Below are 22,010 nucleotides of genomic sequence, written 5' to 3'. Positions count from 1 at the left end.
CTCATTTTTGCAAGAGCCTCATGTTTTTGAGTCATTCAGCTCGTCTACCGACGAGAGGCGGTTTTAATGAAGTTTGTTGACGAAGTATCGATTCGGGTCAAGGCCGGTGACGGCGGCAACGGTTGCATGAGCTTCCGTCGCGAGAAGTTCATCGAAAACGGTGGCCCCAACGGCGGTGACGGTGGTGACGGCGGTTCGGTGTACATGGTTGCCGACGAAAACCTGAACACCCTGGTCGACTACCGCTACACCCGTCACCACGAAGCCCAGCGCGGCTCCAACGGCGGCAGCACCGATTGCACTGGCAAGAAGGGTGAAGACCTGTTCCTGCGCGTGCCGGTCGGTACCACCGTGATCGACGCCTCGACCCAGGAAGTGATCGGTGACCTGATCACTCCAGGCCAGAAGCTGATGGTCGCCCAGGGCGGCTGGCACGGCCTGGGTAACACCCGCTTCAAGTCCAGCACCAACCGTGCGCCGCGCCAGACCACCCCAGGCAAGCCGGGTGACCAGCGCGACCTGAAGATGGAAATGAAAGTATTGGCCGATGTTGGCCTGCTGGGCCTGCCGAATGCGGGCAAGAGCACCTTCATCCGTTCGGTCTCGGCCGCCAAGCCGAAAGTCGCCGACTACCCGTTCACCACCCTGGTACCCAACCTGGGCGTGGTCAGCGTCGACCGCTGGAAGAGCTTCGTCATCGCCGACATCCCCGGCCTGATCGAAGGCGCCTCCGACGGTGCCGGCCTGGGTATCCGCTTCCTCAAGCACCTGGCGCGCACCCGCGTGCTGCTGCACCTGGTCGACATCGCGCCGCTGGACGAAAGCAGCCCGGCCGATGCCGCGGAAGTGATCGTCAACGAGCTGACCCGTTTCAGCCCTTCGCTGGCCGAGCGCGAGCGCTGGCTGGTGCTGAACAAGTCGGACATGGTCATGGACGACGAGCGCGATGAGCGCGTGCAGGAAGTGATTGACCGCCTGGAATGGGAAGGCCCGGTCTACGTGATCTCGGCCATCTCCAAGCAGGGCACCGACAAGCTCAGCCACGACCTGATGCGCTACCTCGAAGACCGCGCTGACCGCCTGGCCAACGACCCGGCCTATGCCGAAGAGCTGGCCGACCTCGACCAGCGCATCGAAGACGAAGCCCGCGCCCAGCTGCAGGCCCTGGACGACGCCCGTACCCTGCGTCGCACCGGCGTCAAGAGCGTGCACGACATCGGCGACGACGACGATGGCTGGGATGATGATTTCGAGGACGACGAAGACGGCCCGGAAATCATTTACGTGCGCGACTGATCGGTTGCAGTACACTAAACGCCGCTCTCAGGAGCGGCGTTTTTGTATCCACGGTATCTACAGATTCGACATAGGTTGGAAGAAGATGCGAAGCAAGGTGACGGGCGCCAAGCGCTGGGTCGTGAAGATTGGCAGTGCCCTGCTGACCGCCGATGGCAAGGGCCTCGACCGCGGCGCCATGGCCGTATGGGTCGAGCAGATGGTCGCGCTGCGTGAAGCAGGCGTGGAGTTGGTACTGGTCTCCTCCGGGGCCGTGGCTGCCGGCATGAGCCAGCTGGGCTGGACTTCCCGACCGAGTGCGATGAACGAGTTGCAGGCGGCTGCCTCGATCGGCCAGATGCGCCTGGTTCAGGCCTGGGAAACGAGCTTCGGCGAGCACGGCAAGCACACCGCGCAGATCCTCCTGACCCACGATGACCTGTCCGACCGCAAGCGTTACCTGAATGCCCGCAGCACCCTGCGTACCCTGGTTGACCTGGGCGTGGTGCCGGTGATCAACGAGAACGACACCGTGGTCACCGACGAGATCCGCTTCGGCGACAACGACACCCTGGCCGCGCTGGTGGCCAACCTGGTGGAAGCCGACCTGCTGGTGATCCTCACCGACCGCGACGGCATGTTCGATGCCGACCCGCGCAACAACCCCGAAGCCCAGCTGATCTACGAAGCCCGCGCCGACGACCCGTCGCTGGACGCCGTGGCCGGTGGTACCGGCGGTGCCCTGGGCCGTGGCGGCATGCAGACCAAGCTGCGCGCTGCGCGCCTGGCAGCCCGTTCCGGCGCCCACACGATCATCATCGGTGGCCGCATCGAGCGTGTGCTGGACCGCCTGAAGGCCGGTGAGCGCCTGGGCACGCTGCTGTCGCCCGAGCGCGGCATGCTGGCGGCACGCAAGCAGTGGCTGGCTGGCCACCTGCAGACCCGTGGCACCCTGGTGCTCGACGCGGGCGCCGTGCAGGCGCTGCGCGGGGCGAACAAGAGCCTGCTGCCGGTCGGCGTGAAGACCGTGCAAGGCAGCTTCCGCCGTGGCGAGATGGTGGTCTGCGTCGGCCCGGATGGCGTCGAGGTGGCCCGTGGCCTGGCCAACTACAGCGCGCTGGAAGCGCAGAAGATCATCGGTCAGCCGTCCGATCAGATCGAGGCCGTGCTGGGCTACATCGCCGAGCCGGAGCTGGTGCACCGCGACAACCTGGTGCTGGTATGAAGCTGCTCAAGCGGGCGCTTGCCCTGGCCGTCTTTACCCTGCCGATGCTGGCCGGGGCCGAAGAGATTGGTCAGGTGTCCACCGTGTTCAAGTTCCTCGGGCCGAACGATCGCATCGTGGTCGAGGCGTTCGATGACCCCAAGGTCGAAGGGGTGACCTGCTACCTGTCGCGGGCCAAGACTGGCGGCGTGAAGGGTGGTTTGGGGTTGGCGGAAGATCGGGCGGAGGCTTCGATTGCCTGCCGTCAGGTTGGGCCGATCAACTTCAAGGGTGACTTGAAGGACGGTGAGGAGGTGTTCAAGGAGCGCACCTCGCTGGTGTTCAAGACCATGCAGGTGGTGCGCTTTCTCGACAAGAAGCGCAATACGCTGGTGTACCTGGTGTATAGCGACCGCATGATCGAAGGCAGCCCGCAGAATGCGGTGACTGCGATCCCGATCCTGCCTTGGGCTCATTGATAGCCAGGTAGATCGCCGGGAGGCCTTTGGCCTCCTTTCGCCGGCAAGCGCGGCTCCCCCAGATACTGTGCAAGCTTTGAGATCTACACGGTACCTGTGGGAGCCGCGCTTGCCGGCGATGGGCCGCAAAGCGGCCCCCAGATGCCTCAGGCCAGCTCTTCGGCCTGATCCTCCCGCACAATCGCCTTCACTTCATCCAGCCGGCTGATGTACTTCCAGTCCGCCTCGTCGATGTAGATGCCATTCGGCCCACTGCCACCTTCCAGGTCGATCGCCACGCGTGCCGACACCTGCGGCTTCACGCTCGCCAGAATCGGCACGAAGCCCAGCTGCAGGCTGGTCTCCAGCAGTGCCGCCTGGTTGCGTTCGTCGATGTCCGCCGCTTCGTCGAGGTAGTACGGCAGGCGAATGCGCCCGGCCAGGTCACGGTCCATCAGGTGCAGCAACAAGTACATGTTGGTCAGCGCCTTGATGGTCATGGTGGTGCCGTTGGACGCCGCGCCGTCGATGTCGGCGTGGATGATCGGCAGGCCGTTGACCTTGGTGATCTCGAACGCCAGCTCGAACAGGTCCTTCAGGCCCAGCTGGTTGTGGTTTGCAGCCACCAGCCGTGCCAGGTACTCCTTGGCCTCTTCGTTCTTGTTGTCCTGATCGGCGCTCTGGGTCAGGTCGAACACCGACAGGGTCTCGCCTTCCTCGTACTGACCGGCGCTGTGGATGATCTGGTCGATGTGCTTGAGCGCTTCCTTGTTCGGCGCCAGCACCACGCGGAAGCTTTCCAGGTTGGACACCTGGCGCTTGTTGATCTCGCGGTTGAACAGGGCCAGCTGGTGCTCGAGGCTGTCATAGTCGCTGCGGATGTTGCGCAGGGTCCGGGCGATGTCGGTGACTGCGGCGCGGCGCGCCTTGGCCAGGGTCAGGGCCTCGTCGGTGCGGTGCGCGTAGGCGTTTACCAGCAGCTGCAGGCGGCGCTCCATGTCGTCTTCGCTGTCGAACTTGGCCACGCCCTTCAAGCGCACCTGGGCGTACAGCGCCTCGATCTGGTTGTCGACGCGTTGCAGGGCCTGCCAGCTGTCCTGGTAGTCGTTGAGCATCGGCAGCAGGTTGTCCATGGAGTCGTCGACCGCTTCCATGAACGGCGTGCCGTAGGGCAGGTCGGCCGGCAGCAGCTGGCGGCGACGCAGGGCGTCTTCCAGGGTACGCTGCTTGGCTTCGAGGTCGCCGATCTGGCGGCCGACCAGCTGCAGCTTGGCCGACAGCTGCTGGACGCGCTCGGTGAAGGCGTCGCTGGAGCGCTTGAGCTCGTCCTGGGCGGCTTCCAGTTGCGCCAGTTGCTCCATCTTCTCGGGCTCTTCGGCGCTCAGGGTTTCGCTGCGGCGGAAGTCTTCCAGGGCCTTCTGGGCGTCCAGCACCTCCTGGTAAAGGGCTTCTGTCTGCGCTTTGGAGGCGGTGCGGTCGGCGGCGACCTGCTGCTGGGTCTTGAGCTGCTTCAGCTCCTTCTCCAGGCGCTCCTTCTGGTCGCGCAGGGCGGCGCGGTCGGCCAGGGCCTGCAGGGCTGGCGGGTCGATGTTGGAGATGTCGATGGACAGGCCGGGGGCCTCGAAGCGCTCGCCCTTGAAGCCGTCGAGCACCGCTTCCAGGGATTTCACCCACAGGTCGCTGTCGTCCAGCTCGATGCCACGGTCGCCCAGCGGCAGGCTGAACAGCGCGCCGTTGAACAGGCGCATCAGGCGGTCGACATCCTGCTGCGAGAACTCTTCGCGCAGGCGGGCGTAGCTGTTGTTGTCGGCGTGGTCGAGCTGCTGCTTGACCTGCTTCAAGCGTTTTTCCAGGTCGCGCACGCGCTCGTCGAGGTCTTCGGCGCTGAACTGGCGCGACTGTGCCAGGGCGCCGGCCAGTTCGTCGTGGGCGTCCTTGGCGGCCAGCAGCCCCTGCTCCAGCACCTTGACGTCATCGACCAGGGCGAAGCGGTGCTTGAGCACCGACAGTTCGCCGAGCCAGCGCTGGATACCGGTGATTTCACGTTCCAGGCGCATCAGCTCCTGGGTGCCGCCACGCTGGTCGTTCTGCAGGCGGTCCTGCTCGCCACGGAAGTGCTCGGCCTGGATCACCAGCTCTTCCTTGCGCGCCATGGCGTATTCCTGCCAGGTGCCCAGCAGGTTGTCGAGCAGCGGCGAAAGGCGGTGCAGCTTGCCGCGCAGGATGTCGCGCTGGGCGACGCCGCCGGCCAGCGCCTCGACCAGTGGGCCGGCCGCGACCAGCGCGTTGTAGTCCTGCTCCATGCGGCGCACGTCGCGGAAGGCTTCTTCGCAGGCGGCGATGTAGTCGACGCTGCCCGAGCGCAGGCTGTGCTCAAAGGCATCGAGGAACAGCTGCTTGAGCTTGGCGGCGGTGATCTCGCGCATGTGCAGCAGGTTGATGAACAGGGCGCGGAAGGTCTTCAGGCTCTGCTCGCTGGTGGAGCGCAGCGGGATCAGGGTCAGGTCCAGCGGGCACGAGGTGTGGCCGCCGACCAGCAGCCGGCGCAGTTCATCGGGCTTGAGTTCATAGGCCTTCAGGCCCAGGCGCTCAAGGTTGGTGAACAGCTCTTTCTGGCGCAGGCAGGTGTCGTTCTTCTGGTAGTGGGCCAGGTCCAGCTCACCCTTGTAAGCGAAGAACTGGTGGCCGAAACCGCCGCCCGGGCCGCGGCCGACCACGCCGATCACGTGCGGGCCGTGGGGCAGGTTCAGTTCGCAGAGGATGTACGAGGTGTCGCTGGCGAAGTAGAAGCGGCGCGACTGCTCCAGGCTGTACTTGCCGAAGCTCATGTCGGACATGCGCGCCAGGATCGGGAACTGCAGGGCGTTGATCGACGCCGATTTACCCAGGTTGTTGGCACCGTACACCGACAGCGGGTGCTCCAGCGGGAACAGGCCGAGGCTGTAGCCGGCGGTGTTGAGCAGTGCGAAGCGGCGGATGCCGTAGCGTTCCTGGCTCATGCGTCAATCTCCTGTTGCTCTTCGCGGATGGCCCGGGCCAGGGCGTCCTCTTCGCTTTCCTCGCCGTCGAACGGGGTGAGGTCGAGCGGGTCGTCGGTGCGGTTGAGTTGTTCGGGCGTTTCTTCCACGACCAATACCGGGACTGGCAGCGGCAGGTCGCTGTGCAGTGTGGCGGCCAGGTCGCGGTCCTGTTGCACCGACAGGCACACGTCGAGGAAGCGGTGCATTGGCGGCAGGAAGCGGTAGATGCCGCCTTCTTCATGGGCGAAGCCGAGCTGGGTCATGCGGCGCATGATCTTTTCTTCCAGCTCTTCGACCGTTTGCACTTCGGCCTGCAGGAACAGGTCGCGGTATTTGTCGAGCATCGACGGCAGTTCGTCACGGCCGATGCTGCCGCCGTCGAGCACGGCCATCGGGTCGCGACCCTGGTCGGCCAGATGTTCGACCAGGATGAAGGTGAACAGCGACAGACGCTGGGCGGTCTTGTTGACCTGCGCGGCGGCTTGATCCGGGACGAAGTAGTAAAAACCTCGGGTATCGCACACCAGTTCGAAGCCCAGGGCCTTGAACAGGGTGCGGTACTGGTCCTGGAAGTTCGATAGCTGCGCGTACATTTCAGGGTCGCGGCGGCTGACGTGGAAGCCTTTGAACAGCTCGCGGAAGATCGGCGCGAGCTGGGACAGTTCGGAAAGATCAAGATGCATTGGCTGGGCTCGCGTTGGTTTCGGGCTTGGCTTCGCGGCTGGAGGTCAGGGCGAACGAGCGCAGGCTTACCAAGTGTTCCTGCGTGGTGTACTCGCGGCGGTCGAGGCGCTCGCGCTTGAAGCGTTTTTCCCGCGAGAGGCGCGAGAACCAGTAGAGCAGCTCGTCGGTAGCGCCTTCGGGCTCCTGCTCCAGCAGCCAGACCATCAGGTCTGGTAGTGGCAGGGCGTTCTCGCAGCGCTCGAGCATTTCCTTGACCGTGCGCGGTGCGCGCGGTTGTGGGCCATCCTGAGTCTTGTGGGCCTTGGGGAATTTGGCCGGTTTCGGCTCGAAGCGGGCGAGGGCGTAGACGTAAGCCTCGACCTGGCTGGCGCTGCCGAGGAAGGTGCTCTGCGGGCGGGTAAACAGCGGCATGGCTGCTTGCGGCACGGCATCGATGCCTTTGCGTCGGATCACCGACAGCGCCAGCGCGGCACCGCGGGTGACGGCGTTGTGCCGGCGCGCTTCTTCACGCAGCGGCAGAAGCAGTTCGCGGGCGTGGCGCAGGGTCAGTTGGGCGCTGGTCTGCATCTCCAGGATACGCGCGTGGGTGCGCAGGAGCATGTCGTCATCGACCAGGTGGCCCAGGCGAGCTTGCTCTCCGAGTAGTTTGAGCAGTACGGTCTCGACCTTGCGCACGCCTTGTTCGAAGGCGCCGTCAGCGTTGACCAGCTGGATCATCGGTTCGACGTATTCGTCCCAGGTCGCCAGCACTTCGGCATACCGCTGGCGCAGCGGGATCTGGCGGTTGCTGGTCTTGGCCCGTTCGGCCACGGCGACCAGTGCCTGCTCGTCGTTGTCGAGCTTCTTCAGTACGTCGCGCACGCGCATGTCGAGCAGGCGCAGTTGGCGCGCCAGGTCGTCGCTGTCGCGGTTTTCAAAAGCGTCCTGGATGTGCCCGGCCAGGCGCTCCAGATGGCGCAGGTAGGCCTCGATCTCCAGGCACAGACCCAGCCGGTGCTCCCGGCGCAGATAGGCGAGGAAGTCGTGAATCTGGGCGTTGAGCTCGAAACGGTTCGGGCTTTTCGCCACGGGCACCAGGATGTCCAGGCGGATCCATACATCGAGCAGCTGGGTGATGTCCTGCGGCGTGCTTTCGACCTGCTGGCGCCCTACGTGCTGGCGCAGTTCGACCAGGCTCAGGGTGCCTTGGTCAAAACGCTCACACAGTGGCTCGATCAGAGCCCAGTGCTCAGCTAGGGCGCGCAGGACGCGCTTTGGTTCGATCATTGGCGTCTACTCGTTGCCAAGTAAAAAGGGGGCGATTGTACTTCATCCGGGGGGGAGGATTTCACCCCTTGGTCTGTAATGAGAGATAACCTTTGCGCTTGTAGGGGATTCACTGGCTCGTTTGCAGGGCACAGGCAGCAAATTTCCGCCGACCAGTTGCAGCACAGCCCGGCCAACAACGTTAGAATGTGCGACGTTTCGAACCCCGGACCCCCGAGCCTTGCTGACCGAACCTCGCCGCCGCGCCTACCTTTCCGCCATGCAAGTGGTGCATTGGCTGCCGCGCGCCGAACTGCCGTTCGCCGCACCTTCGCGCCCTGAGCTGCTGTTGCCGCAAGCGCCGGTAGAGCAAGTCGATTTCGAGGTTCGGCCATCCGCGCCGGCGGCCAGCGAGGCCCCGGCCGCGCCCCCGGCGCGCTCCGGCGAGCGCCCGAAAATCGAGATTCCGCGTCCCGGCAGCACGCCCAAGGTCGCTGCCAAGCCAGTCGAAGCCGAGGAAGAGGCCCCCGCACCGCGCCCGGCCCCGGTGCCGCCACCGCGTTTCTCGTTGCAGTTGCTGCGCGCCGGCAGCTGCCTGCTGCTGGTCGAGCTGGCTACCGGTCAGCCTTTCCAGAGTCGCGACCCCTCCTATCTGCTGCTCAAGGACATGCTGCGTGCCGCCGGCCTGCCCGATGCGCCGCAGATCATCGGCGAACCCGTGCGCTGGCCGCTGCTGGTGCGCGGCAACATGGACCAGGGCCCGGATGCTGCACGCGACTTCGTCCAGGGCTTCATCCAGGCGCGCCTGGAAGAAACCCCCTGCAGCGTGCTGTGGCTGATCGGCTTGCCGGCCATGCGTTTCGCGGCCAGTGCCGATGATGCAGCCTATTACCAAGTACTGAAGGTCGAAGGCCTGGGCGATGCCTGGGCCTTGCCGGGCCTTGAACTGTTGATGGACGAGCCGCAGCGCAAGGCGGACGTCTGGCAAGCGATGCGCCAGCTGATGGCGCGCTGGAAGAGCGTTGAATGAGTGACTCGATCAGTTTCCGCCCGATGACCGAGGCGGATCTGGATGCCGTGCTTAAGATCGAATATGCCGCGTTCAGTCATCCCTGGACCCGCGGGATTTTCCAGGATGCGCTCAAATCCTATGAAGTGTGGCTGATGTTCGATGGCCAGCAGCAAGTGGGGCATGGGGTGATCAACGTGATCATCGATGAGGCGCACCTGCTCAACATCACCGTCAAACCCGAGAACCAGGGCTGTGGACTGGGGCTGAAGCTGCTTGAGCACCTGATGGCGCGGGCCTACCAGCTTAATGGCCGTGAGTGCTTCCTTGAAGTGCGGGCCAGCAACCAGTCGGCCTATCGCTTGTATGAGCGTTATGGCTTCAATGAAATCGGCCGACGCCGCGATTACTACCCGGTTGCCGGTGGGCGTGAAGATGCGTTGGTGATGGCGTGTACGCTGCTTGAGGACTGAGTAAGTCTGTACCGGCCTCTTCGCGGGGCAAGCCCGCTCCTACAAGGATCGCCTCAGATTTGAAGGGCAGTGTTGAACCTGTAGGAGCGGGCTTGTCCCGCGAAAGGGCCAGCAAGTCGATCACAGCTCCCGCGGCACGACCTCGACCGGCTTCTTCAGGTCCCGCAGGCTCCTGGTCATCTCCCCGGTATTGCACTTCGCCGCCGCCTGTTCCGGCGTGTACTTGCGCACGGTGCGGAAGAACAGCTCACAGGTCTGCTTCTTCTGTGCCACCTGCCACTTGGTCGAGCAGGCCTCCAGGGTCATCTTCGGTTCGGCCCGCGGGTTACGCCCCATGCCGGCCTGCCAGCAGGCCGCCGTCAAGTCCTGCCCCATCATCTTCAGCCCCGCCGCATCGGCCGCATCCTGATCGCCGCCATGGCTGTCCTTGTCTGCCGCATACCAGATCGCACTCGGATGGTTAGCGCCCAGCACCGGCACCTGGGCGCCCGCTTGCGGCCTGATGCTGACCAGGCCCAGCACATTCACCTGTGGCCCGTACTGTTGCTGGATCCAGCTGCGCACCGGTGCACCGAAGGCGAGCATGGGCAGTGGCTTGGCGGTGTTCTGCAGGGTCATCTCCTTGACCATGCGCAGCTGGTAGTCCTTGAAGTAGCCATAGGTGCCAGTCAGGGCATCGCCTGCACTAGCCGGGGCGGCGATCGGGGCGATGTCGATGATGGTCTGGTAGACCGGGGTCTGGCTGGCGTCGACGCCGTTGAAGGTCAACAGTTCGGCCCAGCGGTCAGTGGTGTTGGAGCGCAGGTAGTCCTGGGCCTGGGTCAGCGAATAGTCCGGCGGGAAGTGCAGCAGCTCGATGCTGCGGCGGTTCTGCAAGGCCATGCCCAGCGGCAGGAACAGGTACCAGTCGTAGGACCACTTGCCGTCCTTGTTCAGCTGGGTGGCACCGTTGTAGGCCAGCTCGCCACTGTCAAGCAGTTTGCGCAGGGGCTCGACATAGTTGGCGGGCACGTCGCTGATGGTGGCATGCAGCCGGTCGTGTTCGCGGCTGACATGCACCTGGGCGTTGGCATGGCCGTCGCGGCGTACGCTTTGGGTCAGGTAGTGCTCCACGGTCTGCTCCAGCGTCCAGTCGCGGTAGCAGATCACGTGGCAATTGTTGGGGAAGGCGAACAGGCGGGTGACGCGCTGGGCGTCACCCAGGTCGATGTGTGCATCGGCCAGGGCCAGGCCGCTGAAGGCGAGGGCGGCGAGGCTCGGTAAGGCAGTCTTGTGCATGCTTAACTCCTTGTCAGTGGCCTCCCGGGTTGGCGGCCGTGCTCATACTGAGGCAGGGAGCGTGGGGATGAGAAGAGCAAGCGGGCTGCTGCTGGCTGCAGGTGTGCTGTCGAGCACAATGGCACTGGCGGACGAGCGCGACGTGTGGATGTTCGCGCAGTGGGCGGGTGACCATCAGACCCGGCCGTTTCGCGAGATGCTGGTGGATGCGCGTCTATATGGAGTTGTGCCTATCCATCAGCTGCTGCGTTCGGCGTCGGACTGGAAGTTGTGCCATGCCTCGCCGTTCGCGGTACCGCCGGCCAGCAACTGGCCGGCAGTGCGCTCCACGTTGTCGTTGCTCAATGCCCTCGACGGGCAAGGCATCTTGCGCCAGTTTGAAGTGGTGTCGGCCTATCGCAGCCCCGATCTCAATCGCTGCGCGGGCGGCGCCGTGGGTAGTGCCCATACCCGCGCCTTCGCGGTCGATATCCTGCTGCCGGCCTGGGCCGACCCCAATCCACTGTGCCGCTTCTGGCAGCAGCATGGCCAGGCCTGGAACATGGGCCTGGGGCGCTATCCGAGCGGGCGCATCCACATCGATACCGCGGGTTATCGCACCTGGGGTGGTGATGGCGGTTCAAGCTCGTCGTCATGCAGCAAACCCAGGTGAGTGAGGCAGGCCTGGCATTCACTCATCACCCAGTCGGCGAAACGTTGGCGCTTGCCACCATCGCTCAGTGGCTGCGGGCTGAGCAGGTAATAGGCAGAGCCATCGCGCAGGAAGCCGAACGGGGCGTGCAGCTGGCTGTTGTCGAGTTCGTCACGCACCATCAATGCCGAGGCGATGGCCAGGCCCAGGCCGGCGCTGGCGGCCTGTAGCGACAGGTAGAAGTGTTCGAACTCGCTGCGCTCGCTATGGGTTGCCTGCCGCTCGCCAAGGCGCAGCCAGGTGGGCCAGGCGTTGGGGCGGGTGCTACTGTGCAGCAGGCGTTGGCCGTCCAGGTTGTCGCTGTTTGTGCGGCTGACCGGGCCAATCCACTCATCGCAGATTTTCATGCTGTGCAGCGTCGGTGGCCAATGGAAGTCATCCCGGCGAAGCGCCAGGTCGACCCCGCTCCGGGCAAAGTCCACCGGCCCGCCGGCAGCCACCAGATGCAGTTGCAGGTCCGGGTGCGCGGCATGGAAGCGCGGCAGGCGCGGGATCAGCCAGCGCATGGCGATGGTCGGCTCGCAGGACAGCACCAGCACGTTGTCGCGTTCCTGCTGTTGCAGGCGCTGCACGGCGCCTTCGAGCTGTTCGAAGATCGCTTGGGTGGTGCCATGCAATGCCCGGCCGGCGGCGGTGAGGAAGATCGCCCGGTTGCGCCGTTCGAACAGTTCGACGCCCAGGCTTTCCTCAAGCAGCCGCACCTGGCGGCTGACGGCGCCGTGGGTCACATGCAGGCGCTCGGCTGCGCGGACGAAGCTTTCCGTTTCGGCGGCGGCGTCGAAGTAGCGGAAGGCACTGAGGGCTGGCAGTTTCATGGTTTCCCTGTTTGCCTATCTGTGAAAAAAACTATCAGATTTGCTCAACTATAAATCGATTTTTACGCATAGCCATGCCCGCGATAATAGATGCATCTGTGCTTTTTCATCGTCTATCGAGGCCTTCCCTTGACCGAACTCATCGCTGTCGCCCTGTTCACTGTCCTGGCCGTCATCAGCCCCGGCGCCGACTTCGCCCTGGTCACTCGCAGCAGTTACGCGCAGGGCCGCAAGGCCGGGCTGGCCGCCGCAGTGGGGATCGCCCTGGGCGTGCAGGTGCATGTGCTGTACACGGTGCTGGGGATCGCCGTGGTCATCAGCCAGAGCCCGGCGCTTTTTCTGGCCATGAAAGTGCTCGGTGCGGGCTATCTGATCTACCTGGGCTATCAGTCGTTGACCAATACCGGTCGTATCAGCCTGGAAGGGGAGGTGGCGCAATCCGGCGTGCTGGCTGCGTTGCGCACAGGCTTCATGACCAACGCCCTCAACCCCAAGACCATGCTCTTCGTCGTAAGTGCCTACACCCAGGTGGTGCGGCCAAGCAGTTCATTGGGAATGGATTTCGCCTACGGGGCATTCATGTCGTTCGCTCACTGGGCCTGGTTCAGCCTGGTAGCGTTGTTCTTTTCTCGTGCGGGGTTGCGTGCACTGATGATCGCAAGGCAGCGGCTGGTCGACCGAGTGATCGGGGTTGCGCTGATCGGTCTGGGTCTGGCCGTGGCGGTCGCCGGGGTGCGTTGATAGGGTGGGACTTTTCTGCAGGCAAAGAAAAAGGGCCTACCTTGCGGTAAGCCCTTTGACTTGTTTGGTGGCTACACAGGGACTTGAACCCCGGACCCCAGCATTATGAATGCTATGCTCTAACCAACTGAGCTATGTAGCCGATGGGGCGCATTATTCCCTTGTGATGGACCTGTGTCAACACTCATTTCAAAAAAAATTGCACGCCTTTCAAAAACTTAGCGACCGACCCCGGTTTCAGCGGACGATCAGCCACTGGTCGAGCACGCCGTACAGCTGCAAATGCTGCTCGGCAGCCAGTGCCGCCAGGGTTTCGCCCGGGCGGTCGAGGTTGAAGTCGCCACTCACCCGTCGATAGGCAGTCTGCTCATCCATCAGCCAGACCCGGTGGCCCTGATAGCTGGCCAAGCGTTCGATGACCTGTCCCAGGGGCATGTCGCTGGCGAGGAGGTGGCCGGTGCGCCAGGCATCCGCCGTCTTCACGTCGACGTTCTGCACCGGGTTGATCCGTGCCTTGCTGAAGGTCACTCGCTCACCCGCCGACACCATGCGCTGGTCGCCGCCCTGAATGACCATGGCTTTGCCATTGAACACCACCAGTTCATCTTGATCGGCATGGCGCGCCACCATCAGGCGGGTGCCGTACACCTGGATACGGGTATCGTCGACCTGAACCTCCATGGCGCGGCCATCGAGCACCACCTCCAGGTACACCTGGCCTTGCACCAGGTGCAATTGGCGCGTGCGCCCGCGCAGGTCGACGTTCATCGCGCTGGCGCTGTCCAGGTGCAACGTCGAACCGTCGGCCAGGCGCACGCTGCGCCGCTCACCCACATCAGTAGCCAGTTCGCTGGCCAGGCGTTGCATCAGTGGCCAGTAAAGATAGGCAACAGCGCCGAGCAACAGCAGGAACAGCACGGCCAATACCTTGCCCAGGTAGCTACGGCGGACCTCGAGCAAACGCGGCCGTGGCCGGGCGGGGGGCACCTGAAGTTGCTGCCAGCACGCTTCCAGTTCGGCATAGGCGTGCGCATTACGCGGCTCCTGGCACCAACGGCCGAATGCCTGGCGTTCGCCTTCATCGCAGCCGGGCTGGCGTAGGCGCGAAAACCACTCCAGCGCTTCCTGCTGAGGATCGGCCTGAATCTGCGTGGCGGGCATCGGGCTCATGGGTCGGTGTGCTCGCGTGAGGGCTGTTGCGCCCAACGATTACGGGGAAGTTAGGCTGAGGATGCTAAATATATTGAGAACCATTTACAAGTAAGTGATGCCCGGCAAATAAAAAAGGTAGCTATGTATCTATTTGTTTCCTGATAATCGGATCCCGAACCTGCGGACGGAATTCAAGCCCATGGCCATCAGCAGCACCTCCACCGCCAGCACCGGGTCGGCGAACCAAGCCAACCCGCTGGTGATGCGCATTATCGGCTTCTGCGCCCTCGCGCACCTGATCAACGACCTTATCCAGTCGGTGCTACCGGCGATCTATCCGATGCTCAAGGCCAACTATGACCTGAGCTTCGCCCAGATCGGCATGATCACCTTGACCTTCCAGATCACTGCCTCGCTGCTGCAACCGTGGGTCGGTTTCTTCACCGACCGCAGGCCGACGCCCAACCTGTTACCGCTGGGCACCCTGTGTACCTTGGTGGGGATCGTCATGCTGGCCTTCGTCGGCAGCTTCCCGATGATTCTGCTGGCCTCGGCACTGGTCGGCATTGGTTCGTCGACCTTCCACCCGGAGACCTCGCGGATCGCCCGGCTGGCATCGGGTGGCCGTTTCGGCCTGGCGCAGTCGACCTTCCAGGTTGGCGGCAACACAGGTTCTGCCTTCGGCCCATTACTGGCAGCGGCCATCGTGATTCCTTTCGGCCAGACCCATGTGGCCTGGTTCGGTGTAGCGGCGCTGTTCTTCTTTGCCGTGACCCTGATGCTGCGCCGCTGGTACAAGGAGCACCTGAACCAGGCCAAGGCGCGCAAGGCGGTGCAGGCCACCCACTGCATCTCGCGCGGGCGGGTGATCGCGGCGCTGGTGGTGCTCGGGCTGCTGGTGTTTTCCAAGTACTTCTACATGGCCAGCTTCACCAGTTACTTCACCTTCTACCTGATCGAGAAGTTCGACCTGTCGGTGGCCAGTTCGCAGCTGCACCTGTTCCTGTTCCTCGGCGCGGTGGCGGCCGGTACCTTCTTCGGTGGGCCGATCGGTGACCGCATCGGTCGCAAGGCGGTGATCTGGTTCTCGATCCTTGGCGTGGCGCCGTTCACCCTGGCGTTGCCGTATGCCGACTTGTTCTGGACCACGGTGCTCAGTGTGGTGATCGGTTTCATCCTGGCCTCGGCGTTTTCCGCGATCGTGGTGTATGCCCAGGAGCTGGTGCCGGGCAGCGTGGGCATGATTGCCGGGGTGTTCTTCGGGCTGATGTTCGGCTTTGGCGGTATTGGTGCGGCGCTGCTGGGGTACCTGGCTGATTTGCGCGGGATCGAGTACGTATATGGACTGTGCTCGTTCCTGCCGTTGTTCGGCTTGTTGGCGGTGTTTCTGCCAAATACCGGTAAGCGCTGATACCGCTAGGGGCTGCTTTGCATCCCTTTCGCGGGACAAGCCCGCTCATACAGGTATTGCACATCGTTGGGTTGCGCGGTTTCCTGTAGGCGCGGGCTTGTCCCGCGAATGGGCCTCGCAGAGGCCCCAACGGCAATTGACGATAAGGTCAACCTTGGCCTAGAGTGCCGCCTCTCTTTTCGACACCTGCGTAGTAGCCATAGCAATGCGCCGTACCCAATCCCTCCCACACGCCCGCCAGCCTGCCCTTCAGGCCATGCGTCGTGCGTGGCCGAGCGATACGGTGCTCAAGCGTCGCCGCAGCGTGCTGTTCGCCTTCACCTTCTCGCCACACCAAGCCCTGAACTGACACCCCGCGCCTTTGCGTCGTCCGCCTTTTCGGCGTGCGCGTGGGCGCCTGTATCTGCGCGTCTTTTCAGTTTTGCCTGGAGTGGTACATGAACATGCGTTTGCTGGCGGGCCTTCTGTTCGCCGTGTCGGTGGTGGGCTTCAGCCTGGGGGCCAGCCTGCCGCTGGTGTCGTTGCGCTTGCACGAGGCCGGTGCCGGCACCCTGGAAATTGGTGTCATCTCGGCCATCCCGGCCGCGGGCATGATGCTCTCGGCGTTCATGGTCGACGCCTGCTGCCGGCACCTGACCCGGCGCACCATCTACCTGCTGTGCTTCAGCCTGTGCACCGTGAGCATCGCCTTGCTCGATTCGGCGTTCGATACGCTGTGGCTGCTGGCCGTGTTGCGCCTGGGCCTGGGCATCGGCATGGGCATCGCGATCATCCTCGGTGAGTCCTGGGTCAACGAGCTGTGCCCGGACCACAACCGCGGCAAGATCATGGCCCTGTACGCCACCAGCTTCACCGGCTTCCAGGTGCTTGGCCCGGCGCTGATCGCGCTGATTGGCGCCGACAGCCCGTGGATCATCGGCGTGGTCACCATCGGTTATGGCCTGGCCCTGCTGTGCATCCTCCTGACCGTGCCTAACGACCATGTTGAGCACGGCGAAGAAGGCGAGAAAAGCTTCGGCCTGGCGGGCTTCTTCCGTGTGGCACCGGCGCTGTGCGTGGCGGTGCTGTTCTTCTCGTTCTTCGATGCCGTGGTGCTGTCGCTGCTGCCGGTGTATGCCAGCAGTCATGGTTTTGCGGTGGCCGTGGCGGCGCTGATGGTGACCGTGGTGTTTGCCGGCGACATGGTGTTCCAGCTGCCGCTGGGCTGGCTGGCCGACCGCGTCGAGCGCACCGGGCTGCACCTGGTGTGCGGGCTGGTGGCGATGGCCATCGGCATCGCCCTGCCATGGCTGCTGCAGGTAACCTGGCTGCTGTGGCCGATGCTGGTGCTGCTGGGCGCGGTGGCGGGCGGCATCTACACCCTGGCGCTGGTGCTGATCGGGCAACGCTTCAAGGGGCAGGACCTGGTCACGGCGAATGCCAGCGTGGGCCTGCTGTGGGGTGTGGGCAGCCTGATCGGGCCGCTGGTGAGCGGGGCGGCGATGGATGTTGCGCCACATGGCTTGCCGATGGCGCTGGCGCTGATGGCGGGGCTGTTCGTGTGCTTTGCCCGGCAATCGTACCGCCGGGTCGGGAAATTGCGGGCGGTTGCCGACTGAGATGTGGGCTGCCTGTACGGGCCTCTTCGCGGGGCAAGCCCGCTCCTACAGGTAGGAGCGAGGCCGGTGCAGGAGATCAGAAGGTCCCGCGCAGGGTCACCGACACGTTGCGTGGGTCGCCCCAGTAGTAGCCGGTCGGCGTTGGCGCCACCTGGCGGTAGTACTTGCGGTCGAAGATATTGTTGGCATTCAACTGCAACGAGTAGTTGTCGTTGAAGCGGTAGTTGACCATGGCGTTGTACACCGCATAGCCCGACTGTGAAGCCACCGCCGTGCCGCTGCGGTTGTAGATGTCGCTCTGCGCTTGCACCCCGCCGCCGATGGTCCAGGCCTCCAGTTCACCCGGCAGGCGATAGGAGCTGAACAGGCGCAGCATGCGCTTGGGGTCGGTAGTGCGGATGGCATTGCCGGTGTTGCTGGTGGTGTCCTTGAGGTACTCGGTAGTGTTGTAGGTGTAGCCACCGCTGACGTTCCAGCCCGGCAGCACTTCACCAGAAATCTCCAGCTCGAAGCCCTGGCTGCGGTTCTTGCCCGCCGCCACCTTGCAGTAACCCGAGGTGTAGTTGGGCAGGCACGGGTTGGGGCCGCTGATGTCGTCCAGCGGGTTGCCCACCTGGTAGATGCGGAAGAACGCCAGCGAGGTGTTCAGCCTACCTTCGTAGAACTCGCCTTTGATCCCGGTTTCGTAGGCTTCACCCGTGGTCGGCTCGAGCACCGAGCCGCTGACATCGGTGGCGGTTTGCGGATTGAAGATTTCGGTATAGCTGGCGTATGTGCTGAAGTTGTCGTTGAGGTCGTAGATCAGCGCGGCGTACGGCACGATCTTGTTGTCGACGCTGAACTTGCCATTGCTGCGCGTGTTGTTTTCCTGCTCGTAGTCATACCAGTTCGAGCGCGCGCCGATGATCGCGGTGAGTGGGTCAGCCAGCGAAATGCGCCAGGTGGCATAGGCGCCTTCCTGGGTGGTGCGGGTACGCACCGGGTGGGCGGTGATGTCGATATGCGGGTTGGCCAAACTGGTCTTCGGGTCCCACTCACGGATGTCGAACACGCCGGACTGCACATTATTTGTGGCTGATGCGTAGGAGTCGTTGCGAATGCGCTCCACGCCCAGCATCAGCTCATGGGTGCGGCCGAGCAGATCGAATGGCCCGTTCAGCGTGGCGCTGAGGTTGTTCTGCAGGCTCTCACCGCCATCGCCTTCGGTGACCTGGTAGTTCATCAGGTACGGGTTGTTGGTCGGGTTGGCGGCACCGCTGGCGCGGGTAAAATACGTCTGCTTGAAGCCGTCGTCGGCCAGCTCGAAGTGCGTGCGCTGGGCCATCAGCTTGAGCTTCCAGTCGTTGTCGAAGTGATGCTCCAGTTCGGCGAACGTCTGCAGGTTGCTGCGGTTCCAGCGGTTCCAGTCAGCACCCAGGTAGGTGCTACGGCCGAATGGCAGGGGCGAGCCGTCGTAGTCGGCAGGCAAGTTGCCCCAGGCGCCTGTGGCGTCGAGCTTGGTCCACTCAAGACCAGTGGTCAGGGTGGTGCTGTCGTTCAGGTCGAAGGCCAGCACGCCGTAGAGTACTTCCTTGCGTTCCTGGCGCGATTCCTGGAAGTGGTCCTTGTCATCGTGTACGGCAATCACCCGGCCACGCACGTTGCCGGTTTCCGTCAGCGGGCCGGAAATGTCCGCCACGTAGCGCTGGGCGTCCCACGAGCCCAGGGTTACGCTGCCTTCGCCCTGGTACTCATAGGTTGGGCGCTTGCGCACCAGGTTGACCGTGCCCGACGGGTTGCCGGCACCGCGGATCATGCCGGTGGCGCCGCGCAGGATCTCGGCGCGGTCGATGATTGCCGAATCGCTCTGGATGAACGAACCGCCACCGCTGCTTTGCACTACGGTGGCACCGTCATACTGAATGGCATCGATCGCATAGCCGCGCGAGTAGTACTGCACCCGCTCGCTGTCGGTCAGGTTCACCACCACGCCGGGCGTCTGCTCCAGCAGGTTGGTGAGGTTGGTGATGTTCTGGTCGTCGATGCGCTGACGGGTGACCACAGTGACCGACTGCGGGGTGTGGCGAAGGCTTTGCGCGGTCTTGCCGATAGTCACTGCACCAGTAGCGTAAGAACCGCTGTTCTCGGTGGTTTCGCCCAAGCGGTCAGAAGAAATGCTGGTGGCCCCCAGCTCCAGCGCGCCCCCCGCATCCATGGCCGGGATCAGCAGGAAGCTGCTATCACCTTCCTGCTGCACCTGCACACCGCTGCCTTGCAGCAAGATCGACAACGCCCCGGCGCCATCATGGCGGCCCTGCACGCCACGGGTGGTCTTGCCTTGCAGGCTGGTGGCATCGAACGACAGATTCAGCCCGCCTTGACGAGCCAGCTGGTCCAGCGCGGGGGCCAAAGGGCCGGCTGGAATGTTCCAGTCGATCTGCTGCTGGCTGGCCGGCGCCGCCAGTGCCGCCAGCGGAAGTGCCAAGCCAGCGCCAAGGCCAAGGCCGAACATGGCAGCGCGCACAGCCTGGCGCAGCTGCTCGTTGCGGGGGGAACTCGGGTGAATCATCGACCGCTCCTGAAGGTTTCGTAGACCACTTTTCGGGCTTTGTTCCTTCAGGCCGGACGAGAATGAGATTTCACCTCATTCTTTTTTGTAAAACTTCAGGCCGCGCCGATGCTGGCCCAGTAACGCGTGCGGTAATCGACACGCACCGGCAGGCTGCGCGTAAGCAGCTGCAGGATTCGTTCGCTGTCGCCCAGCTGGTAGGTGCCTGAGACTTTCAGTTCGGCCACTTCTGGTGCACAGCGCAGCAAACCTGGGCGGTAGCGCGCCAGTTCGGCGACAAACTCGCCGAGCGGCATCTGCTGTACGCTGAGAACGCCATCGGTCCAGCCCCACGGGTCGGCGTGCAGGTTGGCCGGTGAGTAGGCGCCGTTCGCCGACACTTGCAGCACTTCGCCGGCATGCACCTGGCGTGGCGAGCCGGAGTAGGGGAATAGCGTCACCTCGCCGCGGCGCACGGCCAGCAACAGGCCTTGGTCGTTCTCGCGCAGCAGCAACTGGCCGTCGCGGGTGGCCAGCGGGCCAAGGCGGGTATTGATGCGGAACGGTCGATTGTCGCTGGCGTTGCTATCCAGGCTGAACTCGCCACGCACCAGGGTCAGTTCACGTTGATCGGCGCTGTAGTGCAGGTCGATGGCACTGGCGGTATTGAGTTGGATGTGGCTGCCATCACTACCCTGCACGCGGCGGCGTTCGCCGGTTGCCGTGCTGTTGTCAGCCATCAGCGCCGGCAGGCCGAGGGGTTCGCGGGCGGCCCAGCCGAGGCTGCCGCCGACGGCCAGCACGGCCAGCAGCTTGAGGTGGCCACGACGGCTGATGCGCTGGCGCTGGCTGCCCTCCAGGGTACGCCGGCTCAGTGTGTTGGGCAGCCCGGCCAGCTCGTTGCTGAGGCCACTGACCCGCTGCCAGGCCAGGGCATTCTGCGGGTGGCTGGCCAACCATTGCTGGAATCGCTGCTCGGTAGCCGGGCTCGGGGTATCGAAGCGCAGTTTGACCAGCCACTCGATGGCCTGGTCGACCTGGGCTTGTGCGGGTGCGCGTTCAGAGCTCGGCATAGCGCAACCGGTAGCAGGCGCCCAGGGCCTTGGCCAGGTCGCGCTCGACGGTGGCCCGTGACACTTCAAGGCGCAGCGCAATTTGCGGGATGCTCAGGTCGTCGAGCTGGGCCAGCAGGAAGGCCTGACGGGTGCGCGGCTTGAGCTGGTGCAGGGCACGATCGAGACGTTCGAGGGTATCGAGTATGACCAGTCGGTGTTCTTCGCTGGGCACCTCGCCCTCGGGCAGCAGCGCCAGGCTTTCCTGATAGGCGCGCTCCAGCGTCCGGCGACGGAACTGGTCGATCATCAGCCCGCGGGCGATGCTGCTGAGGTAGGCACGCGGTTCTTTCAGCGGCGACACCTGGCGTGCGCGCAGCAGGCGGACGAAGGTATCTTGCGCCAGGTCGGCAGCGTGCTCCTGGCAGCCAACCCGGCTGCGCAGCCAGCCACGCAACCAGGCGTGATGGGACTGATAGAGCAGGGCGACCTCGGTCGGTTTGAGCGTGTCGTTGATCTGCATAGTATCGAAAGCCTGGCCCCGTGGAGTGCGCGTGACTGTGAATAGTTCTCAATTCTATGCGGGGATGCTGGCACGGAGCAATGGCATACCAAGAATTGGCCAGCAAGATTCGGGGTTTGCCCGATGGGAGGCTGGGCTAAGCTGGACCTGCCTTGAACCCACAGGAGCTACGGATGATCCTCGCCGACCTCTCGCCTGACGCCTACCGTGAAGCCACTGAATACCTGGCTGCGCTGGACCCGGACTGGGCGCGGCATATCGAGGTGACTGGGCCCTGCCTGCATCAGGCAACGCCAGGGCGTGAACCTTATGAAGCACTGGTGCGGGCGATTGCCTATCAGCAGTTGCATGCGCGGGCGGCCGAGGCGATCCTCGGGCGCTTGCTGGCGCTGTTCCCCGGGCAGGTGTTTCCGGCGCCGGAGCAGCTGTTGGCGGTCAGCCCCGACGTGATGCGCGGGTGCGGCTTTTCGGCGAGCAAGCTGGCGACCATTCAGGGTATCGCCCAGGCCAGCCTGGAGGGCGTGGTACCGAGCCGGGAGGAGGCTTTGGCACTTGCCGATGATGCCTTGATAGAGCGCCTCGTGCCCTTGCGTGGTGTGGGCCGTTGGACAGTGGAAATGCTGTTGATCTACAGCCTGGAGCGCTCGGATATCCTGCCCGTGGACGATTTTGGTGTACGCGAGGGGTATCGCCGGCTCAAGGGGCTGGACAAGGCACCGACACCCGCGCAGATGCGCTCGCTCGGTGGTGGCTGGAGCCCCTACCGTACGGTGGCTGCCTGGTACCTGTGGCGGGCCTGATTTTCTGCATGGGCATTGCCGGCCCTTTCGCGGGTCAAGTCGGATCGTCGCACC

At 64.0% G+C, this 22,010-nt stretch carries 20 protein-coding genes and 1 tRNA gene; 11 read left to right on the top strand and 10 right to left on the bottom strand.

Annotated features, from left to right (window positions below; translation table 11 throughout):
* The first annotated feature begins 66 nt into the window (after positions 1-66).
* From cgtA to C2H86_RS08145, 3 genes are all read left to right on the top strand, one after another.
* On the top strand, positions 67-1,296 hold the full coding sequence (gene cgtA / locus C2H86_RS08155; RefSeq protein ID WP_110639766.1) for an Obg family GTPase CgtA: 1,230 nt from the start codon (positions 67-69) through the stop codon (positions 1,294-1,296).
* Between the two features lie 85 nt (positions 1,297-1,381).
* Positions 1,382-2,500, top strand: coding sequence for a glutamate 5-kinase (gene proB / locus C2H86_RS08150; RefSeq protein ID WP_159412162.1), 1,119 nt, complete (start codon positions 1,382-1,384; stop codon positions 2,498-2,500).
* Positions 2,497-2,958, top strand: a complete 462-nt coding sequence (locus tag C2H86_RS08145; RefSeq protein ID WP_159412161.1) for a CreA family protein — start codon at positions 2,497-2,499, stop codon at positions 2,956-2,958. Before proB ends, C2H86_RS08145 begins: the two co-directional genes overlap by 4 nt.
* Positions 2,959-3,104: 146 nt before the next feature.
* On the opposite strand, the gene mksF is transcribed toward C2H86_RS08145, so the two are convergent.
* From mksF to mksB, 3 genes are read right to left on the bottom strand one after another with little or no spacing between them, the layout of a single operon-like run.
* Positions 3,105-5,936, bottom strand: a complete 2,832-nt coding sequence (gene mksF, locus C2H86_RS08140; protein ID WP_159412160.1) for an Mks condensin complex protein MksF — start codon at positions 5,934-5,936, stop codon at positions 3,105-3,107.
* Positions 5,933-6,640 (bottom strand): Mks condensin complex protein MksE, encoded by a 708-nt coding sequence (gene mksE, locus C2H86_RS08135; protein WP_159412159.1) that lies wholly within the window; start codon positions 6,638-6,640, stop codon positions 5,933-5,935. The genes mksF and mksE overlap by 4 nt, the downstream gene beginning before the upstream one ends.
* Positions 6,630-7,907, bottom strand: a complete 1,278-nt coding sequence (gene mksB / locus C2H86_RS08130) for an Mks condensin complex protein MksB (RefSeq protein WP_159412158.1) — start codon at positions 7,905-7,907, stop codon at positions 6,630-6,632. The genes mksE and mksB overlap by 11 nt, the downstream gene beginning before the upstream one ends.
* Before the next feature lie 220 nt (positions 7,908-8,127).
* Between mksB and C2H86_RS08125 the strand changes: the two genes are divergently transcribed.
* Together C2H86_RS08125 and rimI are read left to right on the top strand one after the other, a co-directional pair.
* On the top strand, positions 8,128-8,916 hold the full coding sequence (locus C2H86_RS08125; RefSeq protein ID WP_159412157.1) for an energy transducer TonB: 789 nt from the start codon (positions 8,128-8,130) through the stop codon (positions 8,914-8,916).
* On the top strand, positions 8,913-9,368 hold the full coding sequence (rimI, locus tag C2H86_RS08120) for a ribosomal protein S18-alanine N-acetyltransferase (protein ID WP_060512520.1): 456 nt from the start codon (positions 8,913-8,915) through the stop codon (positions 9,366-9,368). The genes C2H86_RS08125 and rimI overlap by 4 nt, the downstream gene beginning before the upstream one ends.
* A gap of 120 nt (positions 9,369-9,488) precedes the next feature.
* Here the strand turns inward: rimI and C2H86_RS08115 are convergent, their stop codons facing one another.
* A complete protein-coding gene (locus C2H86_RS08115; RefSeq protein WP_159412156.1) occupies positions 9,489-10,646 on the bottom strand; it encodes a hypothetical protein in 1,158 nt (385 codons plus the stop codon).
* Positions 10,647-10,713: 67 nt separating this feature from the next.
* On the opposite strand from C2H86_RS08115, the gene C2H86_RS08110 reads away from it, so the two are divergent.
* Positions 10,714-11,298 (top strand): D-Ala-D-Ala carboxypeptidase family metallohydrolase, encoded by a 585-nt coding sequence (locus C2H86_RS08110; protein WP_159412155.1) that lies wholly within the window; start codon positions 10,714-10,716, stop codon positions 11,296-11,298.
* Here the strand turns inward: C2H86_RS08110 and C2H86_RS08105 are convergent.
* Positions 11,238-12,152, bottom strand: coding sequence for a LysR substrate-binding domain-containing protein (locus C2H86_RS08105; protein WP_159412154.1), 915 nt, complete (start codon positions 12,150-12,152; stop codon positions 11,238-11,240). The genes C2H86_RS08110 and C2H86_RS08105 overlap by 61 nt on opposite strands.
* Positions 12,153-12,281: 129 nt before the next feature.
* Between C2H86_RS08105 and C2H86_RS08100 the strand changes: the two genes are divergently transcribed.
* Positions 12,282-12,893: a LysE family translocator gene (locus C2H86_RS08100; protein ID WP_159412153.1), complete on the top strand. Its 612-nt coding sequence runs from the start codon at positions 12,282-12,284 to the stop codon at positions 12,891-12,893.
* Between the two features lie 65 nt (positions 12,894-12,958).
* On the opposite strand, the gene C2H86_RS08095 is transcribed toward C2H86_RS08100, so the two are convergent.
* Positions 12,959-13,035 (bottom strand) — tRNA-Met (locus C2H86_RS08095).
* 95 nt (positions 13,036-13,130) lie between these two features.
* Entirely contained in the window at positions 13,131-14,063 is a 933-nt protein-coding gene (locus C2H86_RS08090) for a FecR family protein (RefSeq protein ID WP_240349691.1), read from the bottom strand.
* 181 nt (positions 14,064-14,244) lie between these two features.
* Here C2H86_RS08090 and C2H86_RS08085 point away from each other — a divergent pair, with 181 nt between their 5' ends.
* The 3 genes from C2H86_RS08085 to C2H86_RS08080 all read left to right on the top strand — a co-directional run bounded on the left by C2H86_RS08085 (position 14,245) and on the right by C2H86_RS08080 (position 17,054).
* Positions 14,245-15,456, top strand: coding sequence for an MFS transporter (locus tag C2H86_RS08085; RefSeq protein WP_159412152.1), 1,212 nt, complete (start codon positions 14,245-14,247; stop codon positions 15,454-15,456).
* Between the two features lie 205 nt (positions 15,457-15,661).
* Positions 15,662-15,805, top strand: a complete 144-nt coding sequence (locus C2H86_RS28180) for a hypothetical protein (protein WP_165837390.1) — start codon at positions 15,662-15,664, stop codon at positions 15,803-15,805.
* Positions 15,806-15,893: 88 nt separating this feature from the next.
* The gene (locus C2H86_RS08080; RefSeq protein ID WP_159412151.1) at positions 15,894-17,054 is read left to right on the top strand and encodes an MFS transporter; all 1,161 of its coding nucleotides are present in this window, start codon (positions 15,894-15,896) and stop codon (positions 17,052-17,054) included.
* A gap of 76 nt (positions 17,055-17,130) precedes the next feature.
* Here the strand turns inward: C2H86_RS08080 and C2H86_RS08075 are convergent, their stop codons facing one another.
* The 3 genes from C2H86_RS08075 to C2H86_RS08065 all read right to left on the bottom strand — a co-directional run bounded on the left by C2H86_RS08075 (position 17,131) and on the right by C2H86_RS08065 (position 21,156).
* Positions 17,131-19,602: a TonB-dependent siderophore receptor gene (locus C2H86_RS08075; RefSeq protein ID WP_159412150.1), complete on the bottom strand. Its 2,472-nt coding sequence runs from the start codon at positions 19,600-19,602 to the stop codon at positions 17,131-17,133.
* A 95-nt stretch (positions 19,603-19,697) separates the two neighbouring features.
* Positions 19,698-20,654: a FecR domain-containing protein gene (locus C2H86_RS08070; protein ID WP_159412149.1), complete on the bottom strand. Its 957-nt coding sequence runs from the start codon at positions 20,652-20,654 to the stop codon at positions 19,698-19,700.
* Positions 20,641-21,156 (bottom strand): sigma-70 family RNA polymerase sigma factor, encoded by a 516-nt coding sequence (locus tag C2H86_RS08065; protein ID WP_159412148.1) that lies wholly within the window; start codon positions 21,154-21,156, stop codon positions 20,641-20,643. Before C2H86_RS08065 ends, C2H86_RS08070 begins: the two co-directional genes overlap by 14 nt.
* A gap of 173 nt (positions 21,157-21,329) precedes the next feature.
* Here C2H86_RS08065 and C2H86_RS08060 point away from each other — a divergent pair, with 173 nt between their 5' ends.
* Positions 21,330-21,956 (top strand): DNA-3-methyladenine glycosylase family protein, encoded by a 627-nt coding sequence (locus C2H86_RS08060; protein WP_159412147.1) that lies wholly within the window; start codon positions 21,330-21,332, stop codon positions 21,954-21,956.
* Positions 21,957-22,010: the final 54 nt, after the last annotated feature.

The organism is Pseudomonas putida, from assembly GCF_009883635.2.
In the GTDB taxonomy this organism is placed as follows: domain Bacteria; phylum Pseudomonadota; class Gammaproteobacteria; order Pseudomonadales; family Pseudomonadaceae; genus Aquipseudomonas; species Aquipseudomonas putida_W.
The sequence above is the reverse complement of the archived record's forward strand: the minus strand, read 5'-3'. Positions and strand labels throughout refer to the sequence as shown.